This window comes from Allobosea sp. NPDC055353, assembly GCF_053644975.1.
The window spans coordinates 484,905-500,261 of the sequence record NZ_JBSHMC010000001.1; the positions used below are offsets into that span (position 1 = coordinate 484,905).

Annotated in this window: 17 protein-coding genes and 1 pseudogene; 11 read left to right on the plus strand and 7 right to left on the minus strand. The window is 65.3% G+C overall.

Annotated elements, in window-relative coordinates; translation table 11 throughout:
* The first annotated feature begins 55 nt into the window (after positions 1-55).
* Both ACWIEX_RS02145 and ACWIEX_RS02150 read left to right on the plus strand, forming a co-directional pair.
* Entirely contained in the window at positions 56-982 is a 927-nt protein-coding gene (locus ACWIEX_RS02145; protein WP_454031502.1) for a LysR family transcriptional regulator, read from the plus strand.
* A 153-nt stretch (positions 983-1,135) separates the two neighbouring features.
* Positions 1,136-2,902 carry a cytochrome c biogenesis protein DipZ gene (locus tag ACWIEX_RS02150; protein ID WP_454031503.1) on the plus strand — a complete coding sequence of 589 codons (1,767 nt, stop codon included), beginning with the start codon at positions 1,136-1,138 and terminating at the stop codon, positions 2,900-2,902.
* An 88-nt stretch (positions 2,903-2,990) separates the two neighbouring features.
* Here ACWIEX_RS02150 and ACWIEX_RS02155 read toward each other — a convergent pair whose 3' ends face one another.
* Complete coding sequence (locus ACWIEX_RS02155; RefSeq protein WP_454031504.1) at positions 2,991-4,043, minus strand: alpha/beta fold hydrolase; 1,053 nt, start codon at positions 4,041-4,043, stop codon at positions 2,991-2,993.
* 311 nt (positions 4,044-4,354) lie between these two features.
* On the opposite strand from ACWIEX_RS02155, the gene ACWIEX_RS02160 reads away from it, so the two are divergent.
* The 4 genes from ACWIEX_RS02160 to ACWIEX_RS02175 all read left to right on the plus strand — a co-directional run bounded on the left by ACWIEX_RS02160 (position 4,355) and on the right by ACWIEX_RS02175 (position 7,147).
* Positions 4,355-4,771: an organic hydroperoxide resistance protein gene (locus ACWIEX_RS02160; protein WP_454031505.1), complete on the plus strand. Its 417-nt coding sequence runs from the start codon at positions 4,355-4,357 to the stop codon at positions 4,769-4,771.
* A 24-nt stretch (positions 4,772-4,795) separates the two neighbouring features.
* Positions 4,796-4,939 carry a hypothetical protein gene (locus ACWIEX_RS02165; RefSeq protein WP_454031506.1) on the plus strand — a complete coding sequence of 48 codons (144 nt, stop codon included), beginning with the start codon at positions 4,796-4,798 and terminating at the stop codon, positions 4,937-4,939.
* 139 nt (positions 4,940-5,078) lie between these two features.
* Positions 5,079-5,819, plus strand: a complete 741-nt coding sequence (locus ACWIEX_RS02170) for a response regulator (protein ID WP_454031507.1) — start codon at positions 5,079-5,081, stop codon at positions 5,817-5,819.
* Positions 5,816-7,147: an ATP-binding protein gene (locus ACWIEX_RS02175; protein ID WP_454031508.1), complete on the plus strand. Its 1,332-nt coding sequence runs from the start codon at positions 5,816-5,818 to the stop codon at positions 7,145-7,147. Before ACWIEX_RS02170 ends, ACWIEX_RS02175 begins: the two co-directional genes overlap by 4 nt.
* Before the next feature lie 281 nt (positions 7,148-7,428).
* Here the strand turns inward: ACWIEX_RS02175 and ACWIEX_RS02180 are convergent, their stop codons facing one another.
* From ACWIEX_RS02180 to ACWIEX_RS02200, 5 genes are all read right to left on the minus strand, one after another.
* Positions 7,429-7,788, minus strand: a complete 360-nt coding sequence (locus tag ACWIEX_RS02180; protein ID WP_454031509.1) for a cupin domain-containing protein — start codon at positions 7,786-7,788, stop codon at positions 7,429-7,431.
* Between the two features lie 108 nt (positions 7,789-7,896).
* The gene (gene kduI, locus ACWIEX_RS02185) at positions 7,897-8,733 is read right to left on the minus strand and encodes a 5-dehydro-4-deoxy-D-glucuronate isomerase (RefSeq protein WP_454031510.1); all 837 of its coding nucleotides are present in this window, start codon (positions 8,731-8,733) and stop codon (positions 7,897-7,899) included.
* A 10-nt stretch (positions 8,734-8,743) separates the two neighbouring features.
* Positions 8,744-10,024, minus strand: coding sequence for a TRAP transporter large permease (locus ACWIEX_RS02190; RefSeq protein WP_454031511.1), 1,281 nt, complete (start codon positions 10,022-10,024; stop codon positions 8,744-8,746).
* Positions 10,025-10,027: 3 nt separating this feature from the next.
* Complete coding sequence (locus ACWIEX_RS02195) at positions 10,028-10,561, minus strand: TRAP transporter small permease (protein ID WP_454031512.1); 534 nt, start codon at positions 10,559-10,561, stop codon at positions 10,028-10,030.
* Between the two features lie 183 nt (positions 10,562-10,744).
* Positions 10,745-11,731 (minus strand): TRAP transporter substrate-binding protein, encoded by a 987-nt coding sequence (locus tag ACWIEX_RS02200; protein WP_454031513.1) that lies wholly within the window; start codon positions 11,729-11,731, stop codon positions 10,745-10,747.
* Positions 11,732-11,846: 115 nt separating this feature from the next.
* On the opposite strand from ACWIEX_RS02200, the gene ACWIEX_RS02205 reads away from it, so the two are divergent.
* Both ACWIEX_RS02205 and ACWIEX_RS02210 read left to right on the plus strand, forming a co-directional pair.
* Positions 11,847-12,578: a GntR family transcriptional regulator gene (locus tag ACWIEX_RS02205; protein WP_454031514.1), complete on the plus strand. Its 732-nt coding sequence runs from the start codon at positions 11,847-11,849 to the stop codon at positions 12,576-12,578.
* A 72-nt stretch (positions 12,579-12,650) separates the two neighbouring features.
* Positions 12,651-12,794 (plus strand): annotated as a pseudogene (locus ACWIEX_RS02210) (transposase); the annotation flags it as partial.
* Positions 12,795-12,866: 72 nt separating this feature from the next.
* On the opposite strand, the gene ACWIEX_RS02215 reads toward ACWIEX_RS02210, so the two are convergent.
* Positions 12,867-13,397 (minus strand): thioredoxin family protein, encoded by a 531-nt coding sequence (locus ACWIEX_RS02215; protein WP_454033443.1) that lies wholly within the window; start codon positions 13,395-13,397, stop codon positions 12,867-12,869.
* A gap of 78 nt (positions 13,398-13,475) precedes the next feature.
* Between ACWIEX_RS02215 and ACWIEX_RS02220 the strand changes: the two genes are divergently transcribed.
* The 3 genes from ACWIEX_RS02220 (at position 13,476) to ACWIEX_RS02230 (ending at position 15,342) form a co-directional block, all read left to right on the plus strand.
* Positions 13,476-13,841: a hypothetical protein gene (locus ACWIEX_RS02220; RefSeq protein ID WP_454031515.1), complete on the plus strand. Its 366-nt coding sequence runs from the start codon at positions 13,476-13,478 to the stop codon at positions 13,839-13,841.
* Positions 13,842-13,853: 12 nt separating this feature from the next.
* Positions 13,854-14,234, plus strand: coding sequence for an ArsR/SmtB family transcription factor (locus ACWIEX_RS02225; protein WP_454031516.1), 381 nt, complete (start codon positions 13,854-13,856; stop codon positions 14,232-14,234).
* A 151-nt stretch (positions 14,235-14,385) separates the two neighbouring features.
* The gene (locus ACWIEX_RS02230; protein WP_454031517.1) at positions 14,386-15,342 is read left to right on the plus strand and encodes a YeeE/YedE family protein; all 957 of its coding nucleotides are present in this window, start codon (positions 14,386-14,388) and stop codon (positions 15,340-15,342) included.
* The last annotated feature ends 15 nt before the right edge of the window (positions 15,343-15,357 follow it).

Here is a 15,357-nt window from a genome sequence, read left to right on the forward strand (position 1 = left end):
GGCGCAGCCTGATAATAAGGTATAAAATGAAATAATAATTCGGACTTGCCGAAGAATGTTGCTCGACAATCTCAACCTGTTCCTGCGCATCGTCGAAAAGGGCGGACTGGCCGCTGCGGGTCGGGAAGTCGGGCTGTCGCCGGCTTCAGTGTCCGAGCGGCTGGCGGCGCTGGAAAGCTATTACGGCGTGACCCTGCTCGTTCGGACGACACGCGCCATCAGCCTGACCGACGAAGGCCGGTTGCTGGTGGATGGGGCGCGACGCCTGCTTGCCGAAGCCGAGGAGCTGGAAAGTCGCGTCCGGCTGGGTTCGGAACATATCGCCGGCCCCATTCGCCTGAGCGCGCCGGAAGACCTCGGCCGCCGCTGCATCCTGCCGATCGTCGATGCCTTCCTCGCCGAGCATTCCGCCGTCACGATCGATCTCAATCTGACGGACGGCTATGTCGATCTCGTCGGCCAGGGCATGGATTTTGCCGTTCGCCATGGACTGCTGGCTGACAGCAGCTTGCGGGCGAAATCGCTGGGAGAGAACAGGCGTATTGTCTGCGCTGCGCCTTCCTATCTAACGGCTGCTGGTACTCCAGCGCATCCAGACGATCTGACCCGGCATGACTGCATCGTCATGCGCTTCGGGCAGAACATTGATCACGAATGGACGTTCCTGGTCGAGGGCAAGCCGCACAAGGTCCGGGTGCGCGGCCGCCGAGTCGCCAATGACGGCGGGCTGGTGCGCCAGTGGTGTAAGGACGGCCAGGGCATCGCACTGAAATCGATCCGCGACATCGAGGAGGATCTCGCGTCCGGCGCGCTGGTCGAGATTCTCAAGGACTATTCCGCCGGCACAACAGCGCTCCAGATCGTCTATCCGCAAAGCGCTGTTCAGCCACGGCGCGTGAGGCTGCTGATTGATCGCATCACCGCTGGGTTCAGGCCCTCGGCGGACGACCAGAGTCCGTCACAAAAGCCGCAGCCGGCCTAGGGCAGGTTCGCCGTAGGCCGGTGGGCTATCGCCGGATACAGTGAGTTACGGTTCGGCCTAAGGGGAAAACAATGAGGATACGTCGACAGGTTCCAGTGCAGGCCTAGCTGTGCCGTACGCGACAGGCGCGGCCCGCCTTCCAGAGGACCTGCCATGACCCTGTTCGTCGCCTCCTATCTTGCCGGCGTGCTGACCATCCTCAGTCCATGCATCTTGCCGATCCTGCCCTTCGTCTTCTCCCGCGCCGGACAAACCTTCCGCCGCAGCGCCTTGCCGATGCTGGCTGCGATGGTCGTGACTTTCGCGGCCGTCGCCAGCCTGGCAGCGATCGGCGGTAGCTGGGTGGTGCAGGCCAACGAAGCCGGGCGCTACGCGGCGCTCGCGCTGCTCGCCATCTTCGGCGTGACCCTGATCTCCCCGCACGCGGCGGCCTTCCTGAACCGCCCCCTCGTCGCGCTGGGACAGCGGCTCTCCGGCGAGAACACCGCCGGGCCGCGATCCATCGGCGGCTCCCTGCTGCTCGGCATCGCGACCGGCCTGCTCTGGGCGCCTTGTGCAGGCCCGATCCTCGGCCTGGTGCTAACCGGTGCCGCGTTGCACGGCGCCAATGCCGGGACGATTCTGCTCCTGGCAGTTTATGCAGCGGGAGCCGCGACCTCGCTCGCGCTAGCCTTGCGGGCCGGCGGCGAGATGCTGGCGGCGATGAAGCGCGCGCTGGGACTCGGCGAGCGCGTCCGCCAGGGTGCCGGCGTCGCCGTGCTGGCAAGCGTGCTGGCGATCGGCCTTGGGCTCGATACCGGCCTGCTCACCCGGCTCTCCGTCGCCGCCACGGCCGGTATCGAGCAAAGACTGCTGGATGGCCTTGGCCGTGATGGAGCGGCGGCCTTGCGCGTCGCCGAGAACGGCACGCCGGACCGCGCCGGGATGTCCGCCCAGCCTTATCGCAGCAGGCTGCCCGACCTCGGGGCGGCGCCGGGTTTCGACGGCGCCGTGAGTTGGCTCAATACGGCCCCGCTGAAGGCAGGAGACCTGCAGGGCAAGGTCGTCCTCGTGAATTTCTGGACCTATTCCTGCATCAACTGCATCCGCACCTTGCCCTATGTCCGCGCGTGGGCGGAGAAGTACCGGGACCAGGGCCTCGTCGTGGTCGGCGTCCACACTCCGGAATTCGCCTTCGAGAAGAAAGTCGAGAACATCCGGCAGGCGGTTTCCCGGTTCGGGATCAGCTACCCCGTCGCCGTCGACAATGATTTCAGGATCTGGCGCGCCTTCCGCAACAGCTACTGGCCGGCGATCTATCTCGTCGATGCGCAGGGCCGGATCCGCCATATCCAGTTCGGTGAGGGCGGCGAGGCGCTCTCGGACAGGGCGATCCAGGATCTCCTCGCCGAGGCTTCCGGCCAGCGCAAGGCGGCGTCGAGTTTCGTGACGCCGCCGGCATCCGGCGCCCAGGCCGCACCGGACCTGGCCAATATCCACTCGGGCGAAGCCTATCTCGGCTATTCCAAGGCATCGGGCTTCGCCTCGCCGGAAGGGATCACGGGCGATCGGCCGCAGGATTACAGCGTCCGCAAGCTGAAGCTCAATCAATGGGGGCTCGACGGCAACTGGACGATCGGTGCGGAGAGTGCCCGGCTCTCCCGCGCCGGTGGCGGCATCGCCTTCCGCTTCAGTGCGCGCGACCTGCACCTCGTGCTCGGGCCCGGCCCGGCCGGAAAGCCGATCCGCTTCCAGGTCACGGTCGACGGCGCGCCGCCCGCCGCCGACCATGGAGCCGATATCGATGCGGCCGGGGACGGCACGGTCTCGGAAACCAGGCTCTACCAGCTCGTTCGCCAAGCCGGAGACGTTCGGGAGCGCGTCTTCGAGATTCGCTTCCGCGATGCCGGCGCAGAAGCCTATGCGTTCACCTTCGGGTGAATGCGCTCTCCCGGCTGCATTGCCGAGCATGAAAAAGGCGCCCGGGCTCTCGCCCGGGCGCCTTTTCTATCCTGTCGAGGTTGTTGCTTCAGAGCCTGTCGGCGTCGATGATCGCCTGGGCGAACTCCCGCGGCGCCTCCTGTGGCGGATTGTGGCCGATGCCGCCCTTGAACAGCCGGTGCTCGTACTTGCCGGTGAAGCGCTTGGCATAGGCTGCCGGTTCAGGGTGGGGCGCCCCGTTGGCGTCGCCCTCGATGGTGATGGTGGGCACGCCGATACTCGGGAAGGCCGCGAGCTTCTGCTCCAGCGCGTCGAATTGCGGCTCGCCCTGCGCCAGGCCGAGACGCCAGCGGTAGTTATGGATCGAGATCGCAACATGGTCGGGGTTGTCGAAGGCGACGGCCGAACGGGCGAAGGTCGCGTCGTCGAACGCCCATTGCGGCGAGGCGAGCTCCCAGATCAGCCGGGCAAAGTCATGGGTGTACTCGGCATAGCCGGCCGCACCCCGCTCGGTCGCGAAATAGAACTGGTACCACCACTGCAATTCGGCCTTGGGCGGCAGCGGCGGCTTGTTCGCGTCCTGGCTGCCGATGAGATAGCCGCTGACCGAGACCAGCGCCTTGACGCGCTCGGGCCAGAGCGCGGCGATGATATCGGCGGTGCGCGCACCCCAATCATAGCCGCCGATCACGGCTTTCTCGATCTTCAGCGCGTCCATGAAGGCGACAATGTCGGTGGCGAGCGCTCCCTGCTGGCCGTTGCGCGGAGTCTCCGCGGAGAGGAAACGGGTGGTGCCGTAGCCGCGCAGATGGGGCACGAGCACCCGGTAGCCGGCCTTGGCCAGGATCGCCGCGACATCGACATAGCTATGGATGTCATAGGGCCAGCCATGGAGCAGCAGCACCGCCGGGCCATTGGCAGGGCCGTCCTCGGCATAGCCGACATCAAGCACGCCGGCCTTGACCTGCTTGAGCGTGGCAAAACCTGCATGGCCGCCCTGTCCTGTCGCTGGCAAGGCTGCCGAAGACGGCAAGCGCGCCTGGGCATGGGCAGCGCCGATTTCCGCGAAGGGCGCCAGCGCTGCTCCCAATGCGAAGGCACTCAGGAGGCTGCGGCGGGGCTGATCGATCTGTTCTGACATGATTATTGTCCCTGGTTGCGAGAGATCGCAACGAGCCCGCCAGCTGTGTCCTCGCTGTTTCGGCGATGGCGGGAATTGTAAGCGTTCCCCCGTCTCGAGGGGTGGCGATACAGGCCGATACAATCCGCTCGCCTTCTGGTGAAGCACCTCGCGCCGCGAGCGCCTCCGCGTGGCGCACCATGTCGAAACGCGGCGGGTATACGCTGCGTTACAAATCGGCTGGTTCGCAAAACAATCCCGACAACTTGGCTTGGGAAACGCTTCATCACCCGCCGCCACCGATGGCGGCGCCAGAAGAGATGGAGCGTTCCATGACCAAGATCGACAAGGTCCTCTATACCGGCCGCACCCACACCACCGGCGGGCGCGACGGCGCCTCGCGCAGCTCCGACGGCCGGCTCGACATCAAGCTCTCGCCTCCCGGCAGCACTGGCGCCGGCACCAATCCCGAGCAGCTCTTCGCCGCCGGCTGGTCGGCCTGCTTCATCGGCGCGATCGGCCTGGCCGCCGGCAAGCGCAAGGTTGCGCTCCCGGCCGACCTCGCCGTCGATACCGAGGTCGATCTCGGCACGACGGATGGCGCTTACTTCCTGCAGGCTCGCCTGCGCGTCAGCCTGCCCGGCCTCGACCCTGCGCTGGCGCAGAGCCTCGTCGACGAGGCCCACCAGACCTGCCCCTATTCCAAGGCGACGCGCGGCAACATCGACGTCGAGCTGAGCGTCGTCTGAGCAAGCCGCAAAGGAGGCGATGACATGACCACCATCCGCAAACGCAAGATCGCCTTCATCCTGCTGGCGATCACCGCCCTGGCCGCCGTTCCCTGCGCCTGGGATGCCAGCGATCCTAACGTCGCATCCTGGCTTCCGGCCGTGTTCTCGACGCTGACCGGCTCGTAGCGGCGGCCAACCCATGCCGGGCGTCCTTCTCGCGCCCGGTATCACCCAGGACGGCATTCGAGGCTTCGCCGGAGCCGGTCGGCCAGCTATGAGAAACGCCTGTTGCGAAGCGCCTTGGGTGGAAGCGGAAAGTTCTGACATGGAGCATGTCGACCATATCTTGATTGTCGATGACGACCGCGAGATTCGCGATCTGGTCTCGGGCTATCTCGCGAAGAACGGACTGCGGACCTCGACCGCCGCGGATGGGCGCCAGATGCGCAGCTTCCTCGACGCCAACACCGTCGACCTGATCGTGCTCGACGTGATGATGCCGGGCCAGGACGGGCTCGCGCTCTGCCGCGAATTGCGCGCCGGCAAGCACAAGGCGACGCCGGTTCTGATGCTGACGGCCCGCAGCGACGAGATGGATCGCGTCATCGGGCTGGAAATGGGCGCCGACGACTATCTCTCGAAGCCCTTCGCCGCCCGCGAATTGCTTGCCCGCATCAATGCGGTGCTGCGGCGGACCCGGATGCTGCCACCGAATCTCCAGATCAGCGAAGCCGGCCAGATCCTGACCTTCGGAACCTGGCGGCTCGATACGGTGCGGCGCCATCTTCTCGATGCGCAGGGAACGGAAGTGGCGCTGAGCGGTGCCGAGTACCGGCTGCTGCGCGTCTTCATCGACCATCCCCAGCGTGTGCTCAATCGCGACCAGCTCCTGAACCTGACGCAGGGGCGCGATGCCGAACTGTTTGATCGCTCGATCGACCTGCTGGTCAGCCGCCTGCGCCAGCGGCTCGGCGACGATGCACGCGAGCCGACCTATATCAAGACCGTCCGCAGCGAGGGTTATGTCCTCGCGGTCCCCGTCGAGATCACGGAACCCAGGTCGTGAGCGCGAACACTGCGGCCAGCTTTCGCTTCCTGCCCCGGACCTTGCGCGCCCGCCTGTTCCTGATCCTGCTTGCAGGGTTGGCGGTCGCCTATGGGCTGTCCTTCGCCGTTCTCTATGCGGAGCGCACGATGTCGGCGACCGCGGTGATGTTCCGCACGCTGGAGAACGATGTCTCGACCTCGATTGCGGTTCTCGATCGGACGCCGGCGGCCGAGCGGCCCGAGCTGTTGGAATGGCTCAGCCGCGGCAACTATACGCTCGCGCTGGGGCCTGGCCTTGCCGGTGTACCCAACACCTCGCGCCATGGCCGGGAAATCGCGGCCAGGCTGGAAAGCGCCGCCGGGTCGCGCTTTCCCATGCGGATCGAATCGATCCCGGGCGAGGAAAACCGCCTGCAGGCCCACCTGAACCTGAGCGACGGCAGCCCCTTGACCATCGAGATCACGCCGCGCGGCATCATGCCGGTCGCGGACTGGCTGCCCTATGTCTTGGTGGCGCAGATGGTGCTGCTGCTCGCCTGCGCCGGATTCGCCGTCACGCAAGCGGTCCGCCCGCTCGGGGAACTCGCTGCGGCCGCCGATGCGCTCGATCCTAACGCGAAGAGCCCGCCGCTCAGCGAAGCCGGCCCCAGCGAGGTCGTCCATGCCGCCCGGGCCTTCAACGCGATGCGTGACCGGATCGCGCATTATCTGGAAGAGCGCGTGCAGATCCTTGCGGCGATCTCGCACGATCTCCAGACGCCGATCACCCGTATGCGGCTGCGCGCCGACATGGCCGATGACTCGCCGGAGAAAGACAAGCTCGTCAACGATCTCGGCGAGATAGAGCGGCTGGTCCAGGAAGGCATCGCCTATGCGCGCAGCGCCCACAGCAACGGCGAGAGGACGGCGCGGATCGACCTGGGCTCTTTCATCGACAGCATCGCCTATGATTATCAGGATACCGGCAAGGCGGTCGCCGTCGCCGGCTTGTTCGAGGGAATTGCCTCGACCAAGCCGCATGCACTGCGGCGCATCCTGTCGAATTTCATCGATAATGCCTTGAAGTTCGCAGGCGCCGCCGAGATCGCGGTGGAGTGCCGGAACGGCGGCACCATCGCGATCAAAGTGCTGGATCGCGGTCCCGGCATTCCCGAGGAGATGCTCGCCGCCGCCATGCAACCCTTCTTCCGACTGGAGCAGTCGCGGAATCGCGAGACCGGCGGAACCGGGCTGGGACTCGCCATCGCCCAGCAACTTGCCGCGACCATCGGCGGCTCGGTCAGGCTCAGCAACAGAGCCGGCGGTGGGCTGGCGGCGGAAGTGATCATTCCTGACGCAGGGCGTTGATTATTGGCGCGCCGTTCATGGATCACCCAACCTTGCGGATGTTTCCAGCCTCGATGGAAAGGCGAGTTGGCTTTCCGCCCGGCATGTCCGCTTCCAGGCAAATTGGAAATGGCTGTTGGCGCTTGTGTCTTGTCGCTTTCCGCGAAGGTGCTGCAGGGAAGCCTGGCCCGACGCCGAGTTAGGTAACTGGTGTTACCGGCTGCGTGTCAGGCTCCGCAAGGCCAGGTCGGCAGCGTCGCCAAGTTCAGAATCGCTAGCGCCGCCACCTGGATGAACTCGCATCAGCCATGGTCATGCGGGAGCGTCACAAAATCCCGTCGCATCGGCGTGAAGACATCGATGAGGACACCGGCCTCGATATTGACGGCACCATGGATCGCATCGGGCGGCACGGTGAAGCTGTCGCCGGCGACGAGACGTTCCGTGCGCCCGGAGATGGTGATGTCGAAAACCCCACTTTCGACCAGTGAGCACTGGATATGCGGATGGCTGTGGGCCGGGCCGATCGCGCCGGCCTCGAAGCGGACCCGCACCATCATGACCTCGTCGCGATAGGTCAGGATCTTGCGCGTCACGCCGTCGCCCGCCGGCTCCCAGGCGAGATCGGCATCATGGGCGAAGGGCTCGTTCTTGCGGTCCATGTCGGCCTCCTCAGCGCGCGAGCCAGCCGCCATCGACCGGCAGCACCACACCGTGGGTGTAAGCGGTGACGATGGCCGTGCGGCCGGTCAGGTCGAAGGAGCCCGCCATCAGCGCAGGTCCCCGGTCGCGACCATGTCCATGTCGGTATAGTCGACATTGTCGCCGCCCATGCCCCAGATGAAGGAATAGGCCCGGGTCGCCACGCCGGAATGGATCGACCAGCCGGGCGAGAGGATCGCCTGCTCGTTGGCGACGACGAGATGGCGGGTCTCCTGCGGCTCGCCCATCAGGTGGAAGACGCGGGCATCATCCGGCACATCGAAATAGAGATAGATCTCGCAGCGCCGGTCGTGGGTATGCGAGGGCATGGTGTTCCAGATGCTGCCCTCGTCGAGCGTGGTCACGCCCATGACGAGCTGGCAGGTCTCGCAGACACCGGGGATGATGTACTGACGGATCACGCGCTTGTTGGCGGTCGCCTGCTCGCCGAGCGCCAGCGTCTTGGCGTCGGCCTCGCGGATCACCCTGGTCGGGTGCACGGCATGGGCCGGCGTCGAGAGCAGGTAGAACTTGGCCGGATTCGCAGCATCGTCGCTGACGAAGGAAACCTCGCCAGCCTCCTTGCCGATATAGAGGGCATCGCGCTTGGCGAGCGCGTAATCCTTGCCGCCGACCGAGACCTTGCCGGGGCCGCCGACATTGACGATGCCGAGCTCGCGGCGCTTCAGGAAGGCGTCGGTGCCGACCGCCTTCGGCGTCGGCAGCACGACCGGCTTGGCCCCCGGCATGGCGCCGCCGACGATGACACGGTCGAGATGGCTATAGGTCAGCTTGACCTCGCCGGCCACGAACAGCGTCTCGATCAGGAAGTGGCGCCTGAGCTCCGCCGTGTCGAAGCCCTTGACGGCCTCGGGATGCGAAACCTGGCGGATGTCGATGGTCATGATCGGTCCTTCAGTGGAACAGGCGCGGCAGCCAAAGCGACAGGCCGGGCACATAGGTGACGAGCAGGAGCACGGCGACGCTGGCGCCGTAGAACGGCCAGATCGTGCGCATGGACTCGCCGATGGAGATGCGCCCGATGGCGCAGGCGACGAACTGCACCGAGCCCACCGGCGGCGTGTTGAGGCCGATGCCGGCGTTGAGGATCAGGATCACGCCGAAATGGATCGGATCGACGCCGAAGGCCTTGACCACCGGCAGGAAGATCGGCGTGCAGATGATGATCATCGGCGCCATGTCCATGAAGGTGCCGAGCACCAGCAGGATCAGGTTGATCATCAGCAGGATCACGATGGGGTTGTCCGAGACCGCCTTCATCGCGGCAATGGTCGCCTGCGGCACCTGCAGGAAGGCCATCAGCCAGCCGAAGGCGCCGGCCGTGCCGATGACCAGCAGGACCATCGCCGTGGTGCGCACCGCGCCCAGTGTCGCCTCGACGAAGGCCGTCCAGGTGAGCTGGCGATAGACGAGGATAGTGACCAGGATGGCGTAGACCACGGCGACGCAGGAGGATTCCGTCGCGGTGAAGACACCGGAGCGGACGCCGCCGAAGATGATGCCGATCAAAAGGATGCCGGGCAGGGCGAGCACGACATAGCGCCCGACTGTGGCGAAGCCCGGGAACGGCTCGCGGGGATAGCCGCGCTTCACCGCGACCGCCCAGGCCGCGACCATCAGCGCGGCGCAGAGCAGCAAGCCCGGCACGACGCCGGCCGTGAACAGGTCCGCGATCGAGAGATTGCCGCCCGCCGAGAGCGAATAGATGATCATGTTGTGCGAGGGCGGGATCAGCAGGGCGATGATCGCCGCGTTCGCGGTGACGTTGACGGCGTAGTCGGCGTCATAGCCGCGCTTCTTCATCTGCGGGATCATCAGGCCGCCGACGGCGGAAGCATCGGCGACGGCCGAGCCGGAGATGCCGCCGAAGAGCGTGCAGGTGACGACATTGACCTGGCCGAGACCGCCGCGCAGATGGCCGACGAGGCTCGCCGCCATCTGGATCAGGCGCTCGGCGATGCCGCCCCGGATCATCAGGTCACCGGCATAAATGAAGAACGGGATCGCCATCATGGCGAAAGCGTTCATGCCGGAATTCATCTGCTGGAAGACGACGACCGGCGGCAAGCCCATATAGGCCACGGTCGCGACCGAGGCGATGCCGAGGCAGAAGGCGACAGGCACGCCGATCAGCAGCAGGACGGAGAAGACGCCGAAGAGAATCCAGAGTTCCATCGCTCAGGCCTCCTGGCTTTCGCCGAAATGGACGAAGCCGAGCGGCGCCTGCTGCTCGCCGGTGACGAAAAGGAGCAGCTTCTCCAGCGCGAAGAGCGCGATCAGCGCGCCGCCCGCCGCGATCGGGACATAGTCCCAGCCGCGCGAGATGCCGATGATCGGCATGCGGTCGTCCCAGGTGCCGGCGGCGAGCTGCCAGCCATAGCCGAGCATGGCGAGGCCGAAGGCGCAGACGAGGACTTCGCCGATGACGATCAGCGCGGCCCGCACGGTCGGCGGCGACATCACCAGCCCGACCTCGAAGCCGAGATGGTCGCTCTCGCGCACGCCGACGGCGGCGCCGAGCAGGATGAACCAGGACATCAGGAAGAGCGATCCGGCCTCGACCCAGATCGGTGTGTCGTTGAGCACATAGCGGCCGAACACGCCCCAGGCGACCATCACGGTCATCAGGACGAGGCCGGTTCCGGCGGTGATCAGCGCAAACAGGCTGAGCTTGGCGTCGAGGCGTGTCAGGAAGGCGGTGAAAGCGCGCATGGGGTGTCCGTGAATACGGGTTTCTCATCCTGAGCCCTCATCCTGAGGAGCCGCGAAGCGGCGTCTCGAAGGATGGTTCCAGTGGTCTCTGGATCATCCTTCGAGACGCGATCTGCGATCGCTCCTCAGGATGAGGGCTTTGGAAATCGGGGCGGCCCGAGAGCCGCCCCGCCGGAACGAGGCTCAGTTCACCGCCTGGATGGCGGCGACCATCTCCTTCAGCTTCGGGTCGGTGACGAACTTGTCGTAGACCGGCTTCATCGCGTCGATGAAGGGCTTCTTGTCGACCTGGTTGATCTGGGCGCCGCCGGCCTTGACCTTGGCTTCGGAGGCCTTCTCGCGCGCATCCCAGAGCTCGCGCATCTTGGCGACTGACTCCTTCGCGGCGGCCTTGATGATCGCCTGGTCGGCCGCGTTGAACTTGTCGAAGCTTTTCTTCGACATCACCAGCGCTTCCGGCGAGAGCGAGTGCTCGGTCACCGAGTAGAACTTGGAGACCTCGAAATGCCGGGTCGATTCATAGGACGGCCAGTTGTTCTCGGCGCCGTCGATGACGCCGGTCTGGAGCGCGGAATAGACCTCGCCGAAGGGCATCGGCGTCGCGTTGGCGCCGAGCGCCGAGACCAGCGCGACGAACATGTCGGACTGCTGGACGCGGATCTTCAGGCCCTTCATGTCGGCGGGCGTGTTGATCGGGCGCTTGGAGTTGTAGAACGAGCGCGAGCCGGAATCGTAGAGCGCCAGCCCGATCAGGTCGTGCTTCTCGAACTCCTTGAGCAGGTTGTCGCCGATCGGCCCGTCCATCGCCTTCCGCATATGGTCGACCGAGCGGAAGATGAAGGGCAGGGAGGGGATGTTGGTCGCCGGGATCAGGTTGTTGAACGGCGCCATGTTGATGCGGTTGATGTCGATGACGCCGAAGCGGGTCTGGTCGATCGTGTCCTTCTCCTGGCCGAGCTGGGCCGAGTGGAAGACGTTGATCTTGATGCGCCCCTGGGTGCGCTCCTCGAGCAGCTTGCCGAGATAGCGGACGGCTTCGACGGTCGGGTAGTCGGTCGGGTGGATGTCTGCCGAGCGCAGCGTCACGCTTTGGGCGAGGGCCGAGGTCGCGGCAGCGGCCGAGAGGGCGAGCGCTGCGGTGTAGGCAAGGAATCTGCGGCGTGCGGTCATGGTGCGTTCTCCCGTGTTTTCGAAGGCCTCGCCGTTTCCCGGCTTGTTCGCGGGCGCCTCGAACGTAAGCTTGCTGTCCGCTCCGTCGTGGTTGCGGCAGTGATTGTATGGTAGTATGTTGCAGTATGGTACGCAACAGGCCCTGGAGGTTTTTGACTTGAGCCTTTCGTTGGCGTCACCCGCCCTCGCGTCGGGCGCTTCGGCGGCCGGGCGTGTCGAAGCTGAATTGCGCCGGGCGATCATCGCGCTCGAACTGCCGCCGGGTACGCGCCTCTCGGAGCAGGAGATCGCGTTGAAATACGGCGTCTCGCGTCAGCCGGTGCGCGAGGCCTTGATCGCGCTCGCCAGGACGCGGCTCGTCGACGTGCAGCCGCAGCGCGGCACGATCGTGGTCAAGTTCTCCGTCCGGAAGATGATGGAGGCGCGTTTCGTGCGCGAGGCAGTCGAGGTTGCGATCGTGCGCGAGGCCTGTACGGCCTTCTCACCCCAGAGCAGGCACCGAATCGCCGATCTTCTCGATGTCCAGGAGAAGGCGGCCCAGCGGAACGATCATGCCTCGTTCCAGCGCTATGACGAACTCTTCCACATCGAGTTGTCGGAGGGCGTGGGCATGCCCCTGGCGTGGGAGGCCATCCGGGACATCAAAGCGCATATGGACCGCGTATGTCAGCTGACCCTGCCCGGTACGGCGGTTATGCTACCGCTGGTCGAGCAGCACAGGAGCATCATGGCCGCTATCGATGCGCAAGATGCGGCACAGGCGGCAATCGCGATGCGCCATCACCTCACCGAGATTCTCCGCGCCCTTCCCAAAACGGAAGCGAGCCATCCCGATCTGTTCGAGTGACTATCCTGACCTGCGTGCGACCCTGATCTTCCTCCAGATTTGAGCAGAGTCCGTCACTCGCGGAGACGGACGATGCGCCCCTCACGGTTCACGGAAGAGCAGATCATCGGGATGCTGAAGGAGCAGGAGGTCGGCGCTGCGACGGCTGACGTCTGCCGCAAGCACGGCATCTCCTCGGCGACCTTCTACAAGTTCAAGGCGAAGTATGGCGATATGGCCGATGGCGTCCTTCGCGCGGACACTCTTCGGGGCGATGCGACGAGCGGCGATCGCAAGGGCGTCTTCGCCCTAGCTCAACGAGTTCTTCCGGAATATGGCGAGGAATTCCTCGGGATCAGGAAGCGACTCCATGCGCCCGACTTCACGTCTCTTCATCTGCGGATCTGTCGAAGTCGGAGCGGTGGTGGAGAAAAACTGGATGGTTGGGGTTCCGACCACGCCGTAGCGCGCGGCCAACCGCTTTTCGGGCAGCCTGGAACCATCGAAATCGGTCACTTCGCGAGCCCCCAGAATGTTGAGATGCAGGATCGCGAAGTTCTTTCGGATATAGGCCTCGGTTGCGGGGTCCGCGAGATGGACCTCGTGCATCCGCCTGCAGGCCGGGCAGTTCCGGAGACCCCACAGGATCGCGAAACGCTTTCCATCCCGGGTGGCTGAGGCAAGGTCTTCGGAAAGATCGAGAAAGCTCTCCAGATACCAGTCGAGCTGGTAGAGGCCATCCTCTCCCAGGCGGGCCTTGCTGCGGGCTGGGGCCCCAAGGAATGGCGCGACGACGAGAGACGATGCCGCCGCCGCCAACAGTCTGCGCCGAGTTGTCATCGCGCCGCCTTCATGTGTCTGGTATAAACATATGAATACGACTATATAAGGCGGATGTTTGCAAGCCGGGTATATCGCATGCGGGAGGCGGCGGCAGCCGTGATGCTGTGCCTTCTTTCTGCGGCGCCGGCCTTCGCCGCCGAGCTCGTGATGTATCGGAGGGACGGTTGTCCCTTCTGCCTGCGTTTCGAGCGTGAGGTGGCGCCTGTCTATGCGAAGACCAGAGAGGGAAAGCTGGCGCCATTGCGCCGTGTCGAGGTGATGCCTGGCGGTATCTACGATGAAAGCCTCAAACAGCCGGTGATGGCCGCGCCGACCTTCGTGCTCGTCGACAAGGGCCGCGAGGTCGGCCGGATCACGGGTTACCTCAACGACGACGTTTTTTGGGGTTTGCTCGGCTCACTCGTAACTGGCATGGAACACGACGCTGGCCAGACGCCCTGAATCGGAGACAGGATGACCGCGATCGTCTCGAAGGCGCTCGAAAACGAGCTGCGCGACGGAGCCGAGTTCTCGCCGGAGCTCGATCAGCTCATGCGCAACGCGCGGCGAGCGAGCGATTTCCTCAAGGCCCTCTCGCATGAGAACCGGTTGCTGCTGCTGTGTCTGCTGGCGGAGAGAGAGCGGACCGTGACAGAGCTCGAGAACCTCCTCTCACTCCGTCAGCCGATGGTCTCGCAGCAGCTGGCGCGCCTCCGGCTCGATCGGTTGGTGACCACGCGGCGGGACGGGAAGGCCATGTATTACAGCCTCGCCAATGACGATGTCCGACGGGTTATCGCCATCATATACGACATCTTCTGCGGCGCCTCGCCCTCCGATCTGAGCCGGTCGTGATCGTCGGTATCGCTGCTCCGGTCATCCGCTTGTCATGACCGGGCTCTCCGCCTGGGGCTCTACCCTGGCAGGCCTGCTGGTCGGAATGGCTTGCGGCTTCACGGCGCGCCGCGCGCGGTTATGCTCTTTCGGGGCGATCGAGGATGCCTGGATGGGCGGCGACACGCGCCGCCTCCGGATCTTCGGGCTCGCACTCGCGGTCGCATTGGCCGGGACGCAGGTGCTTGTCGGACTTGACCTGCTCGATCCTTCGCTCTCGCCCTATGTCCAGCCGGCGCTGCCATGGTTGTCCGTCGCGGTCGGCAGTGTGATGTTCGGGATTGGGATGGCGCTGGTCGGCACCTGCAGCTTCGGGTCGCTCGTGCGCCTGGGCTCCGGCGATCTGCGCAGTCTTATCGTCATGATAGTCTTCGGAGCCGTCGCCTACGCCACGCTGCGCGGCATGCTGGCCCCCCTCCGGATCGAGGTGCTCGAAAAGGCTGCGCTCGACATGCCGGGCGGCGTGAAAGGCGGGCTGGACAGTGTGCTCGCCTTTTTTGCAGTCCCCCATGCCCGCATCTGGCTCACTGTCATCGCGGTCTCCGTCCTGCTGGCGGCCGTCGCGGTCGACGCCCGGCTACGACGGTCTCCACGTCTCCTGATGGCCGGGGCAACGCTGGGCCTCGGCGTCGTGGCAGGCTGGTGGGTAACCGGTGTTGCCGTCGACCCCTTCGAACATCTGCCGCGCGCCCAGAGCCTGACATTCGTCTCTCCCGTGGGCCGGGCCTTGTACGCCGTCTTGTCGACGCCGGCAGCCTTGCTCGAATTCGGTATCGGCACGCTTGCCGGGGTTACGCTGGGCTCGTTCCTTTCGGCGCTCTACGATCGCGAATTCAGGTGGGAGGCCTTCGACGACGATCGTGAAATGCGCCGCCATCTCGTCGGCGCCGTGCTGATGGGCGGCGGAGGCGTGCTCGCCGGCGGCTGCACGATCGGTCAGGGAATCTCGGCCGGTTCGATGATGGCGCTGTCCTGGCCGCTCGCCATGGCCGGGATGATGATCGGCGCGCGGATCGGCATCGCATTCTTGATGGAAGGATCGCTCAGGGGGCTCTTCCAACGGCATTGAGGCGATGGTGTCCGC